The following is an 18760-nucleotide window of genomic DNA, read 5'->3' as shown; positions in this document are numbered from 1 at the left end:
GAAGCGCAGCCAGGTGGTCGGGGTGAGGAACGTGATCAGCCAGATCGAGAAGATCACGCCGAGGGCCGGTATCACCGGCATGCCCGGCAGCCGGAAGGTGCGCGGCAGCTCCGGGCGCCGGTAGCGGAGCACGATCACCGCGATGCAGACCACCACGAAGGCCAGCAGGATGCCGATGTTGGTCAGCTCCGCCGCCTGGCGGATCGGCAGGAACCCGGCGATGACCGCGGAGACCCCGCCGGCGATCCAGGTCACCCGGCTGGGTACGTGGCGCACCGGGTGCACCTTGGCGAACCAGGCCGGCAGCAGCCCGTCGCGGCTCATCGCGTACCAGACGCGGGTGACGCCCAGCATGAAGGTGAACATCACCGTGAGGATGCCGATGATCGCGCCGACCGCGATGACGTCGGCCAGCCCGGAGAGGCCGACCGAGGCGAAGGCGGAGGAGAAGCCGCTCTCCGGGTCGATGTCGCGGTAGTTCTGCATGCCCGTCAGCACCAGGGTGGCGGCGACGTACAGCACCATCGACGCGGCCAGCGAGTAGATGATGGCCCTGGGCAGGTGCCGGCGGCCGTCGCGCGACTCCTCCGCCGCGGTGCTCATCGCGTCGTAGCCGAAGACCGCGAAGAAGACCGTCGCGGCGCCGGTGACCGCCCCGCTCACCCCGAACGGGAAGAACGGGTGGTAGTTCTCCGACCGGATGTAGAAGACGCCGACCCCGATGACCACCAGCACGACGGCAACCTTCAGCGCGACCACGGCGGTCTCGACCCGGGCCGCGGCCCGGATGCCCTGATTCAACAGGTACGCGATCAGCAGGCACAGCGCCACCGCGAACAGGTCGACCACGTGCCCGTCGCCGGTGCCCGGCGCCCCCAGCATCCAGGCCGGCAGGCCGACGCCCAGCTCGGACATCAGGAACGAGAAGTAGCCGGAGATGCCGATCGCGACCACCGCCACGATGGCGGTGTACTCCAGCAGCAGGTCCCAGCCGATGAACCAGCCGACGATCTCGCCGAGCACCACGTAGCCGTAGGTGTATGCCGAGCCGGCCTTCGGGATCATGCCGGCGAACTCCGCGTAGGACAGCGCGGCGGCGGCGCTGGCGATGCCCGCCAGCAGGAACGAGATCAGCACGGCCGGGCCGGCGGTCTCGTTGGCCACCGCGCCGGCCAGCGCGAAGATGCCCGCGCCGATGATGCCGCCGATGCCGATCGCGGTCAGCTGCCACAGCCCCAGCGTGCGGTTCAGGTCTGTGCGGCTCTCGTCCTCGATGTCGCCGACCGGCTTGCGCCGGAAGATGCCGTTGCCGCCCCCGAATGCTCCCGGTGTCGCCGCCATGGCCGCCTCCCTGCTCCCTGCAATCGGAGTACCACGTCCGGGCCGGCAACGCATCCAGAGCGATGGATCCCGGCCGCGCCGCACCGGATGCGATCAAGGTCCGATGGGCGTAGACCGGGGGTCTGTCGTCAAGGAGGTCGATATGGCATCGATCCTGCCGGCCTTGCCGCTCCTGCTGGTGGCCACGCTCGGGCTCGCGCCCGCCGCACCGGCGACCGGCGCCGCGCCCGGCGCGCCCGGCGTCGATCAGCAGTACCTGCCGGCCGGCAAGTCGGGGCTGCTCACCTCGCGCACGCGGGAGAGCCGGGTCTGGGCGACCGTGCAGCGCGAGGGCGGGCTCGGCGAGATCTTCTATCCGACGATCGGCGGGCCGAGCGCCCGATCCCTCACGTTCGTGGTGACCGCCCGCGGCGGCGTCTCGCCCGCCGAGGTACGCACCGAGCAGCTCGACGGTCTGCGCTTCCGGCAGACCTTCGCCGGCGCCGGATGGCGGCTCACCGCCGACTACACCACCGACCCGGCCCGGTCGACGGTCCTGATCTCCCTCACCTTCGGTGCGCCGCGGGGCTACCACCTGTTCGCGGTCTACGACCCGGCGCTGGGCAACTCCCGCGGTGGCGACTCGGGGCGCACGGTCGACGGGGCCCTGCTCGCCACCGACGGCGCGGTGTCGAGCGCGCTCGTCGGCCCCTTCGCGGCCACCTCCAGCGGGTTCGCGGGCGTCAGCGACGGGCTCACCGACCTGCGCGACGGACGGATGGATTGGCGCTACTCCTCGGCCGCGGCCGGCAGCCTGGTGCAGACGGCGGCCCTGCGCGGGTGGCACACCACCCTGGCGCTGGGATTCGCCGGCTCGGCCGCCGGCGCGCTCACCACCGCCCGGCAGTCGCTGCGACAGGGCTTCCGGGCGGTCTCGCGCTCCTACGCGTACGGCTGGCAGCGTTATCTGGCCGGCCTGGGCGACCCACCGCGGGTTCTGCGCGGCGCCGCGCAGCGGCAGCTCTACCGCACCTCGGCGATGATCCTCGCCGCCTCGGAGGACAAGACACACCCCGGCGCGTACGTCGCGGCGCCGTCCTCGCCGTGGGCCTTCGGCACCGATGACCCGTCCGGCCCCTACCACCTGGTGTGGGCCCGGGACCTGTACCAGATCGCCACCGGCCTGCTCGCCGCCGGTGACCGCGCCGGCGCCGGCCGCGCCCTCGACTTCCTGTTCGGCGTGCAACAGAAGCCGGACGGCTCCTTCCCGCAGAACTCCCAGGTCGACGGGGTTCCGGTGTGGGGCGGCCTGCAACTCGACGAGGTGGCGCTGCCCATCGTGCTGGCATACCAGCTGGGCCGCGCCGACACCTGGCAACAGGTCAGGCGGGCGGCCGACTTCCTGGTCGGGTACCCGGGTGCGCCCTTCACGCCGCAGGAGCGCTGGGAGAACCAGTCGGGCTACTCGCCCAACACCATCGCCACGGCGATCGCGGGCCTGGTGTGCGCCGCCTCGATCGCGCGCTCGCAGGGCGACGCCTCCTCGGCGCGGCGTTATCTCGAGACGGCCGACTCGTGGCGGGCCCGCGTCAAGTCGTGGACGGTGACGACCACCGGCCCGTACTCGGCCGAGCCGTACTTCCTGCGCCTGACCAAGGACGGCGACCCGGACGCCGGCACCACCTACGACATCGGCGACGGCGGGCCCGTCGGCGTGGACCAGCGCCGCGTGGTCGACCCCAGCTTCCTGGACCTGGTGCGCCTCGGCGTCCTGCCGCCCACCGACGCCGACGTGGTCAACACCCTCGCCGTGATCGACGCTCGGCTCGGCGTGGCCACCCCGCGCGGCTTCTTCTGGCACCGCGCCTCGTTCGACGGCTTCGGCGAGCAGCTCGACGGCAGCCAGTGGGAGTTCAACGAGCCCGGCGGCTCGCTCGTCTCCCGCGGCCGGGCCTGGCCCCTGCTCAGCGGCGAACGCGGCGAGTACGAGATCGCCGCGGGCGACCTGCGCGCGGCCGGCACCCGGCTGGACGCGATGACCCGGCCGGCCGGCCCGGGCGGCATGCTCCCCGAGCAGGTCTGGGACCGCACGCCCCCGGCCGGGCGGCCCGGCTTCGAGCCAGGCACGCCCACCTTCTCGGCGACGCCACTGGCCTGGACGCACGCGCAGTACCTGCGGCTGGCCCGAGATCTGGCGGCCGGCCGGGTCGTCGAGCAACCCGCCGCGGTCGCCGAGCGCTACCTGGGCGGCGGTCCCGCCTGAACCGTCAGTGATGATCCGCGGCGGTCCGCCTTCTCCGCGTACAGCGCGGCGTCGGCGTGTGCGTAGAGCGCGGCGAAGCCGGCGCGGTCGGCGCCCCGGCCGGCGGCACCGACGCTGACGGCGGCGCGCGGCGCGAGCGCGGCGCGCAACCTCTCGGCCTCGGCCCGCACCTCGGCGCCCGGGATCACCACCACGAACTCGTCACCGCCCAGGCGCCCGACGACGGAACCGGGCGGCGCGTGCGCCGTCAGGGTGCTCGCCACCCAGCACAGCAGCTCGTCGCCCGCGGCGTGCCCGGCCGTGTCGTTGAGCGTCTTGAAGCCGTCCAGGTCGAGCAGTACCAGGCCGACCGGGCCGCCCACGCCCGACCGGCCGGCGATCCGGTCGTCGACGCCGCGGCGGTTGAGCAGGCCGGTGAGTGCGTCGGTGTGCGACAGCTCGGTCAGGCTGCGGCGCCGCCGGGCGCTGGCACGGCCCTGCGCCGCGCACGCGGCGGCGACCACGCCGAAGCAGAGCAGATGCATGATCGCGTACGCCGGGCCGGTGTTGCCGACGGTGGCCGCCAGCACCAGGTAGGCCGCGGCGTCCAGGGCGAGCATCGGCGCCGCCACCCGCAGCGGTGCGCCGAGCGCGATCAGCGTCATCGGCGCCAGCAGGGCGACGCCGGTCGGCGACGAGACGCCACCGTCCAGCACCGGCACGACGATCCCCAGGGCGAACAGCGGCACCGCGTTGAGCGCCATCAGCGGCCGCACGTACGCGGAGCGGCTCAGCCGGCCGGCGACCGCGACGACGCCCAGGCCGTACAGGACGCCCAGGACGCACACCACGCCGATGGTCAGCCGGTGCGGCGACCCGGCGGCGAACACGGCGGCGTACACGGCGCCGACGAGGCTGTCGGCGGCGCAGATCCGGCCCATGTCGGCGATGGAACGGCGCCGTCTCGCCGTGCGGGTGACCCGGACCGCCGCCGGCGCGGCGGCCTGCTCGCGGGCCCGCTCAACATGCTCCGCGAGGGGTACGCGGCCGGCCCGGGCGGTCTTGTCCGCGTACGCGCGGGCGTCGGCGAGCCGGCGCAGTTCCTCGACCGTCCCCGCCTCGGCCGGGCAGCTCGCATAGCCCAGGCTGGCCGGCGCGCCGGTCTCGAGCGCGGCACGCAGCCGGTCGACGATCGCGGGGGCCTCGTCCGGGCCGGTCCCGGTCAGCAGCGCACCGAACTCGTCGCCGCCCAGCCGGCCCACCTGGTCGGTGTCGCGCAGCGCGCCGCTCATGGCGCGGGCGGTCGCCTCCAGGACGTCGTCGCCCGACTGGTGTCCCCACGTGTCGTTGACGAGCTTGAACTTGTCCAGGTCGGCGAGGAGCAGGGTGACCGGCTCGCCGGTCTGCCCGGCCCGGGCCACCGCACGCTCCAGCTGCTCGTCGAAGCCGCGGCGGTTCAGGCTGCGGGTCAGCGGGTCGACCCGGGACATCTCGGCCAGCCGGCGCCGCAGTCCGGCGAGCGCGGCGGAGTGCCGCTGGCACAGGATCGAGACCCCGCCCAGGCCCAGCGCGTACACCTCCGCGTACCCGGCGGGAGCTGGCTCGCCCAGCACGGCAACGGCGCCGTACGCCGCCGCGCCGAGCACCGCGGTCACCGCGAACATCCGGGGCGGCATCATGATCGCGTAGAAGACGACGGTGGTCGGCACGAGCGCGCCGAGCGGGCCGGCGACGCCGCCGTCGAGCAGGCTGAGCGTCGCCGAGCCGGCGAGGCTGACGATCGCGCCGAAGATCCGGACCGACGCGCCGGCCCGGGACCGGACGATTCGCGGCGCCGCGCGCCAGGTGGCGGCCGCGACCGCGAACATCACGGCGGCGACGGCGAGCATGAGCGGACGGTGCGGCCAGTGCGGCGTGGCCGCGAGGTACAGGGCGACGACGGCCGGCGCGAGCATGGCGCGGACGCTTCTGGTGCGCACGGTGGCCGCGCGCGGGTCCCGGCGGACACGCAGCGGCCCGGCGCTTGCGTCAGCATGCATCGACGACCATCCAGGACCCGGGGTAGCGGGGCGCTACAGGTCCCCCTATCGCCCGCACGCGGTGGATGTTGAGCGGATCCTCCGCCCTGCTCCCCCGCTGAAACGCTTCGGGTCGCCGGCGAGGGTTTCGCGGCGCGGCGCGGGGTACTCGTCGTCAGTGATGACCACGACGCGGACGCGGGAGCCGACCTTCTTCGGACAGCCGCGGGTGCTCGCCAACCTGTTCGGGGTGGAGCTGTGGGAGCGGTTCTCGTTCTACGGCATGCAGGGCATCCTGCTGATCTACCTGTACTACGAGGCCGCCCAGGGTGGCCTCGGCATCGATCAGGACACCGCGACCAGCATCGTCGGCGCGTACGGCGGATCCGTGTACCTCGCCACGGTGATCGGGGCGTGGCTGGCCGACCGGCTGTTCGGGCCGGAGCGCGTCCTGTTCGGCAGCGCCATTCTGGTCATGTGCGGACATATCGCACTCGCCGTGATTCCCCAGCTGGCCGGTGTCACCATCGGGCTCATCTGCATCGCGCTCGGCAGCGGCGGCGTCAAGGCCACCGCCACCGCGATCGTCGGCACCCTCTACGCACCCGGCGACCAGCGGCGCGACGCCGGCTTCTCGATCTTCTACCTCGGCATCAACCTGGGTGCCCTGCTCGGCCCGCTGCTCACCGGCCTGCTGCAGAAGGACCTCGGCTTCCACTACGGCTTCGCCGCGGCGGCGGTCGGTATGGCGATCGGACTCATCCAGTACGCGATCGGCCGGCACGCGCTGACCGGCGCGGCGCGCGCGGTTCCCAACCCGCTCCCCCGCAACCGCCGGCCCCTGGTCGCCCTGATCGCGGTCGCCGCGATCGTCCTGGTCGGCGTCTTCGCGCTGGCCGGCCTGCTGCGCCCCGCCCGGCTCTCCACCATCGTCGTCGTGCTGAGCATCCTCGCGGCGCTCGCCTACTTCGCCGTGATTCTGGCCAGCCGCCGGGTCGACGGCACCGAGCGCCGCCGGGTCATCGCCTTCATACCCATGTTCATCGCCAGCGCCGCCTTCTGGTCGCTGTATCAGCAACAGTTCACGGTCGTCACGATCTATTCGGACACGCGCCTGGACCGCGAGGTGTTCGGCTGGACCATGCCGGTCTCCTGGGTGCAGTCGATCAATCCGGTCTTCATCATCATCCTGTCCGGGGTCTTCGCCGCGCTCTGGATGCGCCTCGGCGACCGCCAGCCGTCGACACCAGTCAAGTTCGCCGCCGGGACGATCATCATGGGTGTCGCGTTCCTGCTGTTCCTGCCGTTCGCGGGCAGCGGCGCCAACAGCGTCCCGCTGCTCGGACTCGTCGGCATCATCTTCGTCTTCACGATCGCCGAGCTCCTGCTGTCACCGGTCGGGCTGTCGCTGTCGACGAAGCTGGCCCCGGCGGCCTTCCGCACCCAGATGGTCGCGCTCTTCTTCCTCTCCGTCGCCCTGGGCACCGCCATGTCGGGCACGCTGGCCGGCTACTACAGCGCCGAGCAGGAGGTCGTCTACTTCGGCGTGCTCGGCATCATCGCGATCGCGATCGGCGCGCTCCTGTGGCTGATCAGCCGCCCCCTCCAGCGGCTCATGGGCGACGTGCGATGACCGTACGGCTCGTGCTGCTGTCCGACACCCACGTGCCGAAACGGGCGCCGGACCTGCCCGAGCAGCTGTGGTCGGCGATCGACGCCGCCGATGTGGTGATACACGCCGGCGACTGGGTGGATGCCACCCTGCTCGACGCCCTCGAGTCGCGGTCCGCCCGGCTGATCGCCTGCTACGGCAACAACGACGGCCCGGAACTGCGCGCGCGCCTGCCCGAGGTGGCGAGGGCCGAGCTCGCCGGCCTGCGCGTCGCGGTCGTGCACGAGACCGGACCGGCCGGCGGTCGCGAGCAGCGGTGCGCCGCGCGCTTCCCGGACACCGAGGTACTGGTCTTCGGGCATTCGCACATTCCCTGGGACAGCACGGCTCCGACGGGAATGCGACTGCTCAACCCCGGCTCGCCCACCGACCGCCGCCGCGAGCCCTTCTGCACGTACCTCACCGCCACCGCGGCGAACCACCGACTGACCGACGTCACGCTACGTCGGCTGCCGCACCGGCGGTGGCGTGAAGCCGATCCGAACGGCTGACCGGGGAGAGTGGACTACCCGACCGGCGGCGTCCCCCGGCGCGGACCGCCCGGCGGTGGCGTAGGAGGAACGGCCGGGCGGGGCGAGCCGGCCCTCTTGCCGCGCAGGTCGACCACGTACACGATGAAACCGGCGGTCGAGGTCGACGACAGGCCACGGCCACCGCCCTCGCTCGCCCGGGCTCCCGCTGCCGACACGGGTAGCCGGCCCCGGAGCGTGCCGGGGCCGGCTGTCGCAGAGGCACGATTACAGATTGCTCCGCCCGTAGGTTCCGTTGGCGTTGCCCCACATGTCCTGGCCGAGGTATGAGGCGCCGGCGCACCAGCTGATGCAGAACTTCGCCTGCGCCACGGTGTCGTACCGGGTCTGTGCCGGGTTGTAGTAGCCGGTTGGGCCGTTCGTCCAGCTGTTGAAGGACCAGCCGAAGTTGGTGTAGGTACTCCAGCTGTAGGTGCCGCCCCAGACCGAATAGCCGTCCTGGCACCAGCCGATGGTGCCGTTGATGCGGATCAGCGTGCCGCCGTAGACGTTGTCCTTCCACTGCGACGCGCTCCAGGTCCAGCAATTGGAGGAGGCGAGCGCGACGCGTTCGACTGCCGAGAGCGGCCGTCCGGCGGCTTCGCGGGACGCCCGGTACTGCTGCCGCGACTGCGGTGCGGGGGCGTGGCTCGAGGAGTGGCTGCTGACCGGCGTGGTGACGTCGTTCAGCACGGGCTGGGCCGGGTCGGCGTGTGCCGGCGTACCCATCAGCATGGCAACGGTTATCGCCGCGGCCGTGAGGCCAAGGCGGTGAAGAGCCTTGCGCAAGGTCAGGTTCCCTTCGGATGTGCGTTCCGGTTGGGTCCGAGTGCGACGTACCAGCGATCGTCGCGGCGGTAGAGCCAGAGCTGGTCGGTGAACGACGCCCCGTTGACCGTGCCGGCGAGGTCGGCGCGTTTCGTCGCGTCGGATTCGGTGCCGCTGATCGAGGTGCTGTCGACCGCCAGCTCGTCGCTGCCGAAATGACGAATGCGGGCGGGGATCTCCCGGGTCGCGTCGTGGTCGGGATCGGCGATTTCCGCGAGGCGCCCGGGATCGTGCTCCTGAAGCGCCGAGACGTATTCGGAAACCGCCGATTCCGGGCTGTCCGCGCCGGCCGGCCCGCGTTGCGACAGGACGAAGATAGCGCCGGCTACCACCAGAGCAATTGCCCCGAAAGCGGCCAGAAGGAGTTTTCGATTCATGTGCGGTGAGCGTACTTCCAGGCGTTGTAATTCGAGGAGCTGGCCATGATCTCGCTGAGCCGCTTGTCCCGGTAATCGGACCCGTGTTGTGTCATGAGCGGGCCGGTGGAGTCACGACCGGTGCAGACCTGGGTGTGGCTGATGTTGCCGTCGAAGTCGTAGTCGTACTGCAGGACGTCGCCGTTTCCCATGTTCCACATGTCGATGATGGACGTGCGCCCGGATCCGGTGCCGAACCAGTACCAGTTCTCCGCGCCGCCCCAGGTGTAGCTCGAGGTGCTCGCGTAGGAGCCGTACCACCAGTTGGAGTTGTTGCTGCGCGAGCTGCCGGGCCACGACCCGACCGTCCCCCAGCCGCCCGCCCGCATCACCTGCGAGGCGAAGTTGGTGCAGTCGTCGGAGTAGCTCGGGTAGGCGGGATTGCGTCCGTTCGCCCACGCCCGGGCGTAGTTGACCATCGCGGTGTAGTCGTAGCCGGCGAGGCTCGCGACGGTGCGCTTGGGCACGACGGCTCCGGACGGTCCCGGGGTATTGGCGGAGGGTGCCTTCCCGGCGGGCGGCACTGCCGTGCGTGCGTTCCGGGCCCGGGTGGCGTCGAGCGCGCGCAGGTCGGCGGGAAGCTCGTCGGCGAACTGGGTGGCCGGCGTCGAGAACGGATTGGCCGGCCGGTACTTCGCGCCGGCCAGAACCAGTCGCGAGCCGCTGGACCGGAACTCCAGGTCGTGCTCGGCCCAGTACGTCATGTGGTCGACGTCGCCGGGCGCGACCACGGCGTAGGCGAGGTCCGTCTGCTCGGTGACCCGGGCCAGGACGCGTGATCCGTCCACCCGGACCCGATCGACGGTCACCGTGCTGGCGGCCTTGCGATAGCCGCCGTGCAGGGCGTTGAGCTGCCGGCGCACCGTGTCGAGACGATCCGCGGTGACCCGCTGCGCCGCGGACAGCGCAGTGGTCGCGGGCACGGCGTCGCCGTGCGCCCCGGCGGCGGTGATCCGGCCGGCCCGGTCGGCGAAATACATCGTTGCGAGCCGCCGGATGCTTTCGCTGTCGACGTCGGCGGCGCGTTGCGACGGCCCGGCAAAAGCCGCGGTCGGGACAATGGCTGCGGCGCCGCCCAATGCGGCTGCGGACAACAGGGTCCTACGATTCACATTTCCTCCCCCATGAATGAGAAGAGCAATCAAACCGGTCGAATATCGATCGCATCTGATTGCTCTGCCCCCGTGCCCACCACGGTAGAGGCCCCGGCGATCCTCACCCAGGGCCAATTCGATGGCGGCTTGACCGGTCCACTTAGGATCTACAGTCGTGGAGGTAGCCGTCCGGCTGGACCGGACCGGGGGTTTGACGGGGCAGATCTACCGGCAACTGCGTGACGCCGTACTGGACGGCCGGTTGCGCCGGGACGAGGCACTGCCGTCCAGCCGGGAACTGGCCGAGCAACTCAAGGTTTCGCGCAACACGGTGATGACCGCCTACGAGCGGCTGGTTGCCGAGGGATATCTGACCGGGCGAGCGGGCGCCGGGACCTTCGTCAGCGCGCTGTCCCTCACGGGGCCGGCGGCGCCGCAGCCGCCGTCCGGCCCGCTCCTACCGCGTGCGGTGTGGCCGACGATGCCGGTGCCGGCCGACTTCGGCACCGCGCCGGAGTTCGACTTCAGAGTCGGTGCGCCCGACGCGCGGCTGTTCCCGCACGTGGCCTGGCGTCGCCTGCTGACCAACCAGTTCCGGCCGTCGGCCCTGGGCACCGGATTGCCCGTCGAGCCGGCCGGTCACCTCGGACTGCGTACCGCCATCGCCCATCATCTGCGCCGGGCTCGCACCAGTGAGGCGCATCCGCAGGACGTGCTGGTGACCTGCGGTGCGCAGCAGGCGCTCGACCTGATCGGGCGGGTGCTGCTCGAACCCGGCGACACGGCGGCGATCGAGGAACCCGGTTACGCCCCGCCGAGACTCGTGTGGGAGACGCAGGGAATCCGGGTGGCCGGCGTCCCGGTCGACGAGCACGGCCTGATCGTCGACGCGCTGCCCGCGAACGCGCGGCTCGTCTACGTGACGCCCTCCCATCAGTACCCGACCGGCGTGGCGCTGTCACTGCGGCGGCGCATGGAACTGCTCGCATGGGCGCAACGAAACGATGCGGCCATCGTCGAGGACGACTACGACAGCGAGTTCCGCTACACCGAGCAGCAGCTGGAGCCGTTGCACAGCCTGGACCGCAGCGGTCGGGTCCTCTACGTCGGATCGTTCTCCAAGGTTCTGCTGCCCACGCTTCGGCTGGGCTTCCTGCTCCACCCGCCGTCGCTGCGCCACGCCCTGCACGCCGCCAAGTTCCTCACCGACTGGCACACCAGCCTGCCGATCCAGGCAGCCATGGCGGAGTTCGTGGAGCAGGGCATGTTCGCACAGCACCTGCGGCGGGTCCGCCGGGTGTACCGGCAGCGCCACGAACGCATCATGGCCGCGCTCGCCGGCCCACTGTCGCCGTACCTCGCGGCCGTGCCCTCCGCAGCCGGCCTTCACCTGAGCGCGAGGGTGCGGCCAGGCGCCGCCGACGGGCTCGACCGGGCGCGGGCGGCCGGCGTCGGCGTGACGACCTTTCCGGAGATCGCCGCCGCGCCGCCCGACCCGCCGAGCATCGTCTTCGGGTACGGCCTGATCGACGTGGGCCGCATCGACGAAGGCCTGGCCGTCCTTCAACGACATCTGGACGCCGGCTGACCATGCTCGCGTGCGGCGCGGCCTCTTCTCACCGTGGGGCGCGGGTCTGCACGGTCGTCCAGGACAGCGCCTCCACCGCCGCCATCACCTCCGGCGAGGGCTGGCCGCAGACGGTCGCCGGCACGGCCGGCAGCACGGTCCGGCCGCCGGGGTCGATGAGGGCGAGGGCCACCGGAGCGATGGCGACCGCCGGGCAGACCGGGTCGTCGGAGCCGCCCACTCCGGCGGCGGCAGGCGTAGCGCCCGGACGAGGTCGTCGAGCGGCCCGGACGAGCGTTGCACGGACTCCCAGACCCATCCACCGTCCGCGCCCGGCGCGGTGCTGCCCGACTGCGGTTGCGGGAAGAGCATCATCGTGTACGTGCACCGACGCACCTCGCCGGCGGTGAAGTCGGCAGGCAGCGGGCCGGGCGGCGACGAGACCGTGGCGCCGGCGGCGAGGGCCGGGCACCGGCCGGGCGGCAGGTACCCGGGGGCCGCGGGACCGTCCGCGCACCCCGTCACGGCGAAACCGGCCAGGGCAATGCTCATGGCGATGCCGGCACCGGAGAATCCAAGGCGACTCATATGCTGCCTTCCGGTCGAACCATCCCTCGTCGGACGGTTGTGCCGGCAGTCCGGTTCCCCGGACGGTTGATCGACGCGCCCAGTAGATGCCGCCGCCCGCCGATGCTCCGACCGGTGTCACACACACGGGGTGAAAGCACACTCCGACGCGATCAAACGATGTATCAAGCATCACATTGTCACATCAGTGACAGCGATGAACGTCAATGCAATATCGGATGTCGATGCAAGATCGGATGGGTTCGGCGCCTGAACTCTATGTTCGTCCCAAAAGGAGAGAACATGACCAAGAAGGTATCCCGCCCTCTCGCCGTCGCAACAGCGATCGCAGTCGTCACCATCGGCGTGTTCGCCGCCCCGGCACCAGCCGGGGCACACTGGAGCTGCGGGCGAAGCGCTCCCTCGGACATCGATAGCTCAGGTAACAACTGGGTGGTGGAAAGCACCGTCTCGCGCGTCGGTTCCAGCCTCCGCTGCGCGGTGCAGTCTCTCGGTATCAATGCCAACTTGGACCTCGACTACCACTGCTACGCGAAGGACATCAACGGGGAGGACACGTGGACCTACGTCGTCGCGGTCGGGGTGAACAAGCGCGGCTGGGTCAAAGACTCAACATTGTGGGACAACGGGTCCAGCGTGCGTTGTGTGGGCGACACCAACACCCTCGCGGCGGCAAAGATCGCCTCTTAGCAGCCGGTACGGCTCAGCGGTGACAACGGTGTGGGTCGTGAAGTGCGGATTCATCCGATCGGGGCGGGCACGCTTGCGCGTCTTGCGGAGGAATCGCAGCGCGGCCCGCATGAGCTTGCCGGAACCCGTGGCCAAGCCCATCTCGACCAGCGCGGTCTCGTCGGCCTCCGGCCAGTTGTAGCCGAGGATGCCGAGCAGCGACCGGAGCTCGCCCGGTATCTCCATGCCCACGCGTCAGTCCCCCAGCTTGGTGAGCAGCCCACGGAGCCGGCGGCTGACGTTCTCGTCCACCTCCATGTACTGCGCACCGATGTCCACCACGTCGGCCCCGGCCGAGGCCATCTCGTCCAGGGCGTCCCGGTAGCACTCGAACGCCCACGACGACACCTCGTCGTGGGCGGCGCCGATCAGCGAGCCGATGTCGTCACGCCCCCAGGGCGCGCCGAAGCCGGCCAGCTCGGACCGGCGTGCCGCTCAGGCCGGACGGATCGATCGGTTGGTCATCCTCAACCTCCTCGCGCGGGCAGTCTCGCCCGAACCGCGACCATATCGAACCTGTCCAATACGAGGCGGCGTCTTGCAGGTGGGTGGGCACGTACCCGGTCTGGCCGGCTGCCACGAGGAAGTTTGTGATGACAGCGACCCGCGGAGCGGCACGAGCCGGCCATGCGTACGCATAGTGACCGGGCGAGGATTGGATGTGCGACCCGCGGCCGGAGCGCCCACAGCAGGGCAAATCTCGTGGTCGCACCACAGAAGGAAACCGACCGTGCCGGCGCGCGAACGTAGCGGATCTTTCGGAGTTATCCGTCAGGCGTCCTCGGCGCTGTAGCGGGTGTTGGCCTGGGTGACGATCTCCCGGGCGATGTCACGCAGCTTGAAGTTGCTGTTCTGCGAGGCCCGGGTGAGGAAGCCGAAGGCCCGAACCTCGTCGATCTTGTATCGTTCCATCAGGATGCCGAGCGCCTGCCCGATCATCTTTCGGGTCTCCATTGCCGTGTTGAGCTGCTCTTCGGTGTGGGCGCGGCCCAGGGCCACTGCGACGTGGGCGGCGAACAGGGCGGCGAGGTCGGGGGCTTCCGGGTCGATGCCGTCGCCGGTGGTGCGGTAGAGGTTCAGCGCCCCGCGTACGCCGGCGTCGTCGCGCAGGTGCACCGCCATCTGGGCGGTGATCCCCGCTTCCGCCGCGCGGGCGATGTAGCGGGGCCACCGTGCCTCGTCACGCACCGAGGGCACCAATACCAGCCCGGACCCGCGCAGCGCCTCGAGGCAAGGACCTTCATTGGTCTTGTACTGATACAGGTCGAGCTTCTCCACGAGACCGCTGGATGCGGACCTGGTCCGGACCTGTCCGTTATGGTCAGCCATGGAGAGGCTGGCGTGGTCGAACCCAGGCACGGCGCTCAGCGCAACCGGCACGATCGCCGCCAGACGCTCCTGCAGGCTCTGCGGGACGTTGATTCGCCTGGCCGCCTCAGCGACGACAGCGGCGATACGAGTAGTGGATGTCTGGGTCACCAGCGGCTCTCCCAACGCACGGGTTCCAAAGGTCGCATACAAAGCCGGTCTCGTGTAACCCGGCACCCTCCTACCCGGTTTCCCGCTCAAGGAATCCGAACGGAGCCTGCCCGAACGCCGACCCGCAGTTTTGCCGGCACGCGATGGACAGCGGACATGTGGACAATGGTGGGGTGACGGCCGACCTACGGTGCGAGGTGGAGCTGATCGGCACACGCCTGGTCGTGGGGCTGATCGGTGAGTTGTGTCTGCAGACGGCACCCAAGGTACGGCTGGCCTTGCTGAAGGGCCTTGTGGAGCAGCCGGACGCGATTCTGGTCGACCTGACCGGGCTGACCATCAGCGAGCCGACGGCGGTAACGGTGTTCTCCGCGGTGGCACGGCAGGCGGCAATATGGCCGGGCACGCCGCTGCTGCTGTGCGCGCCCGGCAGCGACGTGGCGGCGGCGCTGGCGCGATTCCCCAGCCGGCTGCCGGTGTACCCGTCGATCGAGGCCGCCCTGGCGGTCGAGCCCCGCCAGCAGGCGGCGGTCAGCGACATGTTGCTCCCTGTCAGCGGAGCCGGCCGCCGGGCACGAGAGGTGGCCGTCGACGCGTGCGCACGGTGGGACGTGCCTCACCTCTGTGTGCCGGCCGGCCTGGTGGCGGCCGAGCTGGTCGCCGATGCCGCGGCGCGCGCCTCGACCATGCTGAACCTGCGGCTCACGCTGGGCCGCCGCTACCTCACCGTCGCCGTACGCGACGGCAGCATCAGCATTCCCAAGCTGGTCGCTCCGGCGCCGCAGACCGACGACCCCGCAGCCGAAAGGGGCCTGCTGCTCGTCGACGCGGTCGCGCACCGCTGGGGCAGCATCCTCACCGGCGGCGGCAAGGTGGTGTGGGCCACGCTGCGCATCCGCTCGCCGACGGCCGGCTGACACTCGGCTGTTCCTCCTGGCGGGCTGCGGGGTCGCTGCTGGGCTGGATCGTCGCCTGCCCGGTGGCTGATGCGCCCACCCGGGTGTCCTCGGACCGGCCGGGGCCCTCGCAACCGGCAAGGGCCGGCCCGGCGATTGTCAACAGCGCTGCGCAGACGGCCGCGCGTGGGGCCGGCATGGCATCTCCCTCTGTCGGGTGGGCTGCCTGGCGGCCCCTCGGCACGATCAGCGGCTGCGGATGACCTCGTCGAGGATCCGGCCGGCGTCGGCGGCCTGCTGAGAGCCGACCTCGTGACGCAGCACCTGGATCAGTCCCCGCAGCTCTGCCTCGCTCAGGCCGGCGTTGAGGCCGATGGTGAGGTGCGACCGCAGCTGCGACTCGGTGCCCTTCAGCGTGGCCAGCGCGGCTACGGTGGCCACCTCACGGCTGCGCCAGTCCAGGTTGTCGCGGCTGAAGACGTCGCCGAACAGGTGCGTCCTGAGGAACTCGGCGATCGCCGGCGCGAAGTCGAACAGGGGACCGGTCACCGGAGCACCGATCAGCTCGGTCTGGTTCCTCGTGCCGAGTTCGAGGATGTCCGCACCCGCGGGCAACGGACTCGGCTCCGGACCGGCCTGGTCCTTGATGCCCCTGTCCTGGCGCTGCTCCAGGACGGTCATGAACGTGCCGATGCCGTTCAGGCTGCGGGGGAAGCCGGCGTAGGCGTACATCTGCACCAGCACCTCCTTGACCTGGTTGACCGTCACACCGGCGTCCAGGCCACGGTTCAGCGCCGTCGTCAGCCGGGCCAGGTCACCGCCCGCGGCGAACGCGCCGATCATGGCGATCGCGGCATGCTGGTCGCTGAGGGCGCCGGTCTGCTCGTGGCCGCCAGCCACGTGCCCGTTGTACTGCTGGTCGGACACGTGCTCCAGCCAGGTCACAGCCTTCTCGTCCTGCACCCCGGTCAGGGCCACGTGGGTCATGACGCTGTCCGGGGCCGCACCGTGCCAGTGCTTGACGCCGGGCGGGCACCACACGACGTCGCCGGCCCGGATCTCCTGCAGTGGTTCGCCCCACTGCTGGGTGCGGCCTACGCCCTCGGTCACGACCAGCCGTTGTCCGGTCGGGTGCGTGTGCCACGCCGATCGGGCGCCGGCCTGGAACGTCACATACGCGCCCGAGTACGGGGCATTCGCGCCGGCGGGGAACAGCGTGCTGACACGTACGTCGCCGGTGAAGGTGTCCGGCGAGCCCGCGGTGGTGGTCTGATCCTGGCTGCGAGTGATCATCTGTTTCTTTCGCCGGTCGTCTCTCTCCGCGGCGGCCGCTGGAGCGGCGGCCAGGACCAGAAGGGGCAGGGCCAGTACGGCGAGTGCTCTTTTCATTGCTTGTCTCCACGTCGGTTCACGGGTGTGCCTGGGTCACTCGTTCGGGTTGATCATTTCGAGTTGAAGGCTCTGTCGAGGGATGCCTTGGCAGTACACCCCGGCCGGGGACCGTCAGAGCCCGACGGTCTGGCCGCCATCGACGACCAGCGCGTGGCCGACGGTGAACGCGCCGAGATCGGAGCACAGCCACAGCACCGCGGAGGCGATCTCCTCGGGCCGTCCCATCCGCCCGACGGGCTCCTGGCCGATCACGCGTTGCCGGCCCTCTTCGGTGCCGCCGGAGAAGCGGTCCATCATCGGAGTCTCGATGATGCCCGGGCAGACCGCGTTGACCCGCACCCCGGCGGCCGCGTAATCCAGGGCGGCGGCCTTGGTAAGCCCGATGACCGCGTGCTTGGACGCGGCGTAGGCGCTCTGCCCGGCGATGCCGATCACACCCGCGCCGGAGGAGGTGTTCACGATCGCGCCGCCGCCGGTGGCGAGCATGGCCGGGATCTCGTGTTTCATGCCGTAGAAGACGCCGCGCAGGTTGATGTCGATGAGGCGGTCCCACTGCTCGCCGCTGATCTCGTGCAGCGGCGAGGGAGGCTGTTCGACGCCGGCGTTGTTGAACGCGAAGTCGAGCCGTCCGAACTGCTGCAACGCGGCCGCGACCGCCCCGGCGACGTCGTCGCTGCTGGTCACGTCGCACAGCACCGGCAGGGCCTGCCCGCCCTGGTCCTCGATCAGCCTGACGGTTTCGTGGACGGTCTTCTCCGAGTTGTCGGATGCCGCGACGGCGGCACCCTGCGCGGCGAAGGCCAGCGCGGTGGCTCGGCCGATTCCGCTGCCCGCGCCGGTGATGAAGGCGACCCGGCCGGCGAATTGGCCGGCCCTCATGGCGGTCATGGTGTTGTCTCCAAGGTGGATGGTCGTGTCACACGCACGTTCCGGTTCTTCCTGGCAGCTACGGGCGCAGCAGTGTCTTGACGGCGCGGCGCTCGTCCATGGCCCGGTAGCCCTCGGCTGCTTGGTCGAGGGGCAGGTCGAGGTCGAAGACCCGGCCGGGATCGATGGTGCGGTCGCCGATCAGGTCCATCAGGTCGGGCAGGAACCGGCGTACCGGGGCAGGTCCGCCGTGCAGGTGCACCAGCGCGCCGAACAGCTCCAGGCCGGACAGGGCCACGTCGTGGGTGACGCCGACGAAGCCGACGTGCCCGCCGTGCCGGGTGGAGTTGATGGCCTGCATCATCGACTCCTGGGTGCCGACGGCCTCGACGACCGAGTGCGCACCCAGCCCGGCGGTCAGCTCCCTGATCTGCTCGATGCCCTCGTCACCGCGTTCGGTGACGATGTCGGTGGCCCCGAACTCGAGGGCCAGCTTCTGCCGCGACTCGTGCCGGCTCATCGCGATGATCCGCTCCGCACCCAGCTGCTTGGCGGCCAGCACCGCGAGCAGGCCGACCGCCCCGTCGCCGACGATCGCGACGGTCTTGCCCGGGCCGGCCTCGGCGGCGACCGCGGCGAACCAGCCGGTGCCCAGCACGTCCGAGGCGGCCAGGTAGCTGGGGATCAGATCGGCGGGTGGCACCTCCGGGGTGGCGACCAGGGTGCCATCGGCGAGGGGGACCCGCGCGTACTGCGCCTGGGTGCCGACGGTGCCCATCAGGACCCGGTGGATACAGCCGGACTGGTAGCCGGCCCGGCAGATCTCGCACGTGTTGTCGGAGGCCCAGAACGATCCGACGACGAATTGACCCGGTTCGAGGGTGCGGACCTCGCTGCCGACCTCCTGGACGATGCCGACGTACTCATGGCCCATCGCCGTCACGCCGTCGAGCTTTTCGATGCCCCGGTACGGCCACAGGTCGGAGCCGCACACGCAGGCCGCCGACACCTTGATGATCGCGTCGGTGGGCCGCTCGATCCGCGGGTCCGGACGGTCCTCGACACGGACATCGCCCGGGCCGTGCATGACAACACCACGCATGATGAATCTCCTCGCTGATCGTCGTTCCGCACCTCCAGCAC

The 18760-nt window shown here is 71.0% G+C and carries 17 protein-coding genes; 6 read left to right on the top strand and 11 right to left on the bottom strand.

Annotated features, from left to right (window positions below; genetic code table 11):
* Positions 1–1341: amino acid permease (locus AB0F10_RS13905; protein WP_360623580.1), on the bottom strand; the 1341-nt coding region annotated here is incomplete at its 3' end.
* Positions 1342–1483: 142 nt separating this feature from the next.
* On the opposite strand from AB0F10_RS13905, the gene AB0F10_RS13900 reads away from it, so the two are divergent.
* Positions 1484–3583 (top strand): glycoside hydrolase family 15 protein, encoded by a 2100-nt coding sequence (locus tag AB0F10_RS13900; RefSeq protein WP_360623578.1) that lies wholly within the window; start codon positions 1484–1486, stop codon positions 3581–3583.
* Here AB0F10_RS13900 and AB0F10_RS13895 read toward each other — a convergent pair.
* Entirely contained in the window at positions 3559–5601 is a 2043-nt protein-coding gene (locus AB0F10_RS13895; RefSeq protein WP_360623576.1) for a GGDEF domain-containing protein, read from the bottom strand. The two genes, AB0F10_RS13900 and AB0F10_RS13895, sit on opposite strands and share 25 nt — an antisense overlap.
* Before the next feature lie 160 nt (positions 5602–5761).
* Here AB0F10_RS13895 and AB0F10_RS13890 point away from each other — a divergent pair, with 160 nt between their 5' ends.
* Both AB0F10_RS13890 and AB0F10_RS13885 read left to right on the top strand, forming a co-directional pair.
* Positions 5762–7213 (top strand): peptide MFS transporter, encoded by a 1452-nt coding sequence (locus AB0F10_RS13890; RefSeq protein WP_360623574.1) that lies wholly within the window; start codon positions 5762–5764, stop codon positions 7211–7213.
* Complete coding sequence (locus tag AB0F10_RS13885; RefSeq protein ID WP_360623572.1) at positions 7210–7743, top strand: metallophosphoesterase; 534 nt, start codon at positions 7210–7212, stop codon at positions 7741–7743. Before AB0F10_RS13890 ends, AB0F10_RS13885 begins: the two co-directional genes overlap by 4 nt.
* A gap of 246 nt (positions 7744–7989) precedes the next feature.
* Here AB0F10_RS13885 and AB0F10_RS13880 read toward each other — a convergent pair whose 3' ends face one another.
* From AB0F10_RS13880 to AB0F10_RS13870, 3 genes are read right to left on the bottom strand one after another with little or no spacing between them, the layout of a single operon-like run.
* Complete coding sequence (locus AB0F10_RS13880) at positions 7990–8496, bottom strand: hypothetical protein (RefSeq protein ID WP_360623570.1); 507 nt, start codon at positions 8494–8496, stop codon at positions 7990–7992.
* A 56-nt stretch (positions 8497–8552) separates the two neighbouring features.
* A complete protein-coding gene (locus AB0F10_RS13875) occupies positions 8553–8966 on the bottom strand; it encodes a hypothetical protein (protein ID WP_360623568.1) in 414 nt (137 codons plus the stop codon).
* On the bottom strand, positions 8963–9985 hold the full coding sequence (locus tag AB0F10_RS13870; RefSeq protein ID WP_360623566.1) for an amidase domain-containing protein: 1023 nt from the start codon (positions 9983–9985) through the stop codon (positions 8963–8965). Before AB0F10_RS13870 ends, AB0F10_RS13875 begins: the two co-directional genes overlap by 4 nt.
* A 289-nt stretch (positions 9986–10274) precedes the next feature.
* Between AB0F10_RS13870 and AB0F10_RS13865 the strand changes: the two genes are divergently transcribed.
* The gene (locus tag AB0F10_RS13865) at positions 10275–11687 is read left to right on the top strand and encodes a PLP-dependent aminotransferase family protein (RefSeq protein ID WP_360623564.1); all 1413 of its coding nucleotides are present in this window, start codon (positions 10275–10277) and stop codon (positions 11685–11687) included.
* A gap of 28 nt (positions 11688–11715) precedes the next feature.
* Here the strand turns inward: AB0F10_RS13865 and AB0F10_RS13860 are convergent, their stop codons facing one another.
* Complete coding sequence (locus AB0F10_RS13860) at positions 11716–11907, bottom strand: hypothetical protein (RefSeq protein ID WP_360623562.1); 192 nt, start codon at positions 11905–11907, stop codon at positions 11716–11718.
* A gap of 629 nt (positions 11908–12536) precedes the next feature.
* On the opposite strand from AB0F10_RS13860, the gene AB0F10_RS13855 reads away from it, so the two are divergent.
* Positions 12537–12944 carry a hypothetical protein gene (locus AB0F10_RS13855; RefSeq protein WP_360623560.1) on the top strand — a complete coding sequence of 136 codons (408 nt, stop codon included), beginning with the start codon at positions 12537–12539 and terminating at the stop codon, positions 12942–12944.
* 234 nt (positions 12945–13178) lie between these two features.
* Here the strand turns inward: AB0F10_RS13855 and AB0F10_RS13850 are convergent, their stop codons facing one another.
* Both AB0F10_RS13850 and AB0F10_RS13845 read right to left on the bottom strand, forming a co-directional pair.
* Positions 13179–13331 (bottom strand): hypothetical protein, encoded by a 153-nt coding sequence (locus AB0F10_RS13850; protein WP_360623558.1) that lies wholly within the window; start codon positions 13329–13331, stop codon positions 13179–13181.
* 423 nt (positions 13332–13754) lie between these two features.
* Entirely contained in the window at positions 13755–14462 is a 708-nt protein-coding gene (locus AB0F10_RS13845; RefSeq protein WP_360623556.1) for a GAF and ANTAR domain-containing protein, read from the bottom strand.
* 173 nt (positions 14463–14635) lie between these two features.
* On the opposite strand from AB0F10_RS13845, the gene AB0F10_RS13840 reads away from it, so the two are divergent.
* A complete protein-coding gene (locus tag AB0F10_RS13840; protein ID WP_360623554.1) occupies positions 14636–15379 on the top strand; it encodes an STAS domain-containing protein in 744 nt (247 codons plus the stop codon).
* A gap of 225 nt (positions 15380–15604) precedes the next feature.
* Here AB0F10_RS13840 and AB0F10_RS13835 read toward each other — a convergent pair whose 3' ends face one another.
* The 3 genes from AB0F10_RS13835 to AB0F10_RS13825 all read right to left on the bottom strand — a co-directional run bounded on the left by AB0F10_RS13835 (position 15605) and on the right by AB0F10_RS13825 (position 18719).
* Positions 15605–16747 carry a carboxymuconolactone decarboxylase family protein gene (locus tag AB0F10_RS13835; RefSeq protein ID WP_360623552.1) on the bottom strand — a complete coding sequence of 381 codons (1143 nt, stop codon included), beginning with the start codon at positions 16745–16747 and terminating at the stop codon, positions 15605–15607.
* A gap of 114 nt (positions 16748–16861) precedes the next feature.
* Complete coding sequence (locus AB0F10_RS13830; protein ID WP_360623550.1) at positions 16862–17629, bottom strand: glucose 1-dehydrogenase; 768 nt, start codon at positions 17627–17629, stop codon at positions 16862–16864.
* A gap of 67 nt (positions 17630–17696) precedes the next feature.
* The gene (locus tag AB0F10_RS13825; RefSeq protein ID WP_360623548.1) at positions 17697–18719 is read right to left on the bottom strand and encodes a zinc-dependent alcohol dehydrogenase family protein; all 1023 of its coding nucleotides are present in this window, start codon (positions 18717–18719) and stop codon (positions 17697–17699) included.
* Between the last annotated feature and the right edge of the window lie 41 nt (positions 18720–18760).

It is taken from the genome of Actinoplanes sp. NPDC026623, assembly GCF_040638275.1.
Taxonomy (GTDB): Bacteria; Actinomycetota; Actinomycetes; order Mycobacteriales; family Micromonosporaceae; genus Actinoplanes.
Note: the sequence above shows the minus strand (reverse complement) of the source record. Positions and strands in the feature narration are given on the sequence as shown.

Excerpts from the sequence above, each read along its gene's own strand:
- AB0F10_RS13870 (WP_360623566.1), bottom strand. The coding sequence starts at position 9,985 with ATGTATTTCGCCGACCGGGCCGGCCGGATCACCGCCGCCGGGGCGCAC.
- AB0F10_RS13900 (WP_360623578.1), top strand. The coding sequence starts at position 1,484 with ATGGCATCGATCCTGCCGGCCTTGCCGCTCCTGCTGGTGGCCACGCTC.
- AB0F10_RS13890 (WP_360623574.1), top strand. The coding sequence starts at position 5,762 with ATGACCACGACGCGGACGCGGGAGCCGACCTTCTTCGGACAGCCGCGG.
- AB0F10_RS13880 (WP_360623570.1), bottom strand. The coding sequence starts at position 8,496 with ATGCTGATGGGTACGCCGGCACACGCCGACCCGGCCCAGCCCGTGCTG.
- AB0F10_RS13855 (WP_360623560.1), top strand. The coding sequence starts at position 12,537 with ATGACCAAGAAGGTATCCCGCCCTCTCGCCGTCGCAACAGCGATCGCA.
- AB0F10_RS13835 (WP_360623552.1), bottom strand. The coding sequence starts at position 16,747 with ATGAAAAGAGCACTCGCCGTACTGGCCCTGCCCCTTCTGGTCCTGGCC.
- AB0F10_RS13895 (WP_360623576.1), bottom strand. The coding sequence starts at position 5,601 with ATGCATGCTGACGCAAGCGCCGGGCCGCTGCGTGTCCGCCGGGACCCG.
- AB0F10_RS13885 (WP_360623572.1), top strand. The coding sequence starts at position 7,210 with ATGACCGTACGGCTCGTGCTGCTGTCCGACACCCACGTGCCGAAACGG.
- AB0F10_RS13875 (WP_360623568.1), bottom strand. The coding sequence starts at position 8,966 with ATGAATCGAAAACTCCTTCTGGCCGCTTTCGGGGCAATTGCTCTGGTG.
- AB0F10_RS13830 (WP_360623550.1), bottom strand. The coding sequence starts at position 17,629 with ATGAGGGCCGGCCAATTCGCCGGCCGGGTCGCCTTCATCACCGGCGCG.
- AB0F10_RS13825 (WP_360623548.1), bottom strand. The coding sequence starts at position 18,719 with ATGCGTGGTGTTGTCATGCACGGCCCGGGCGATGTCCGTGTCGAGGAC.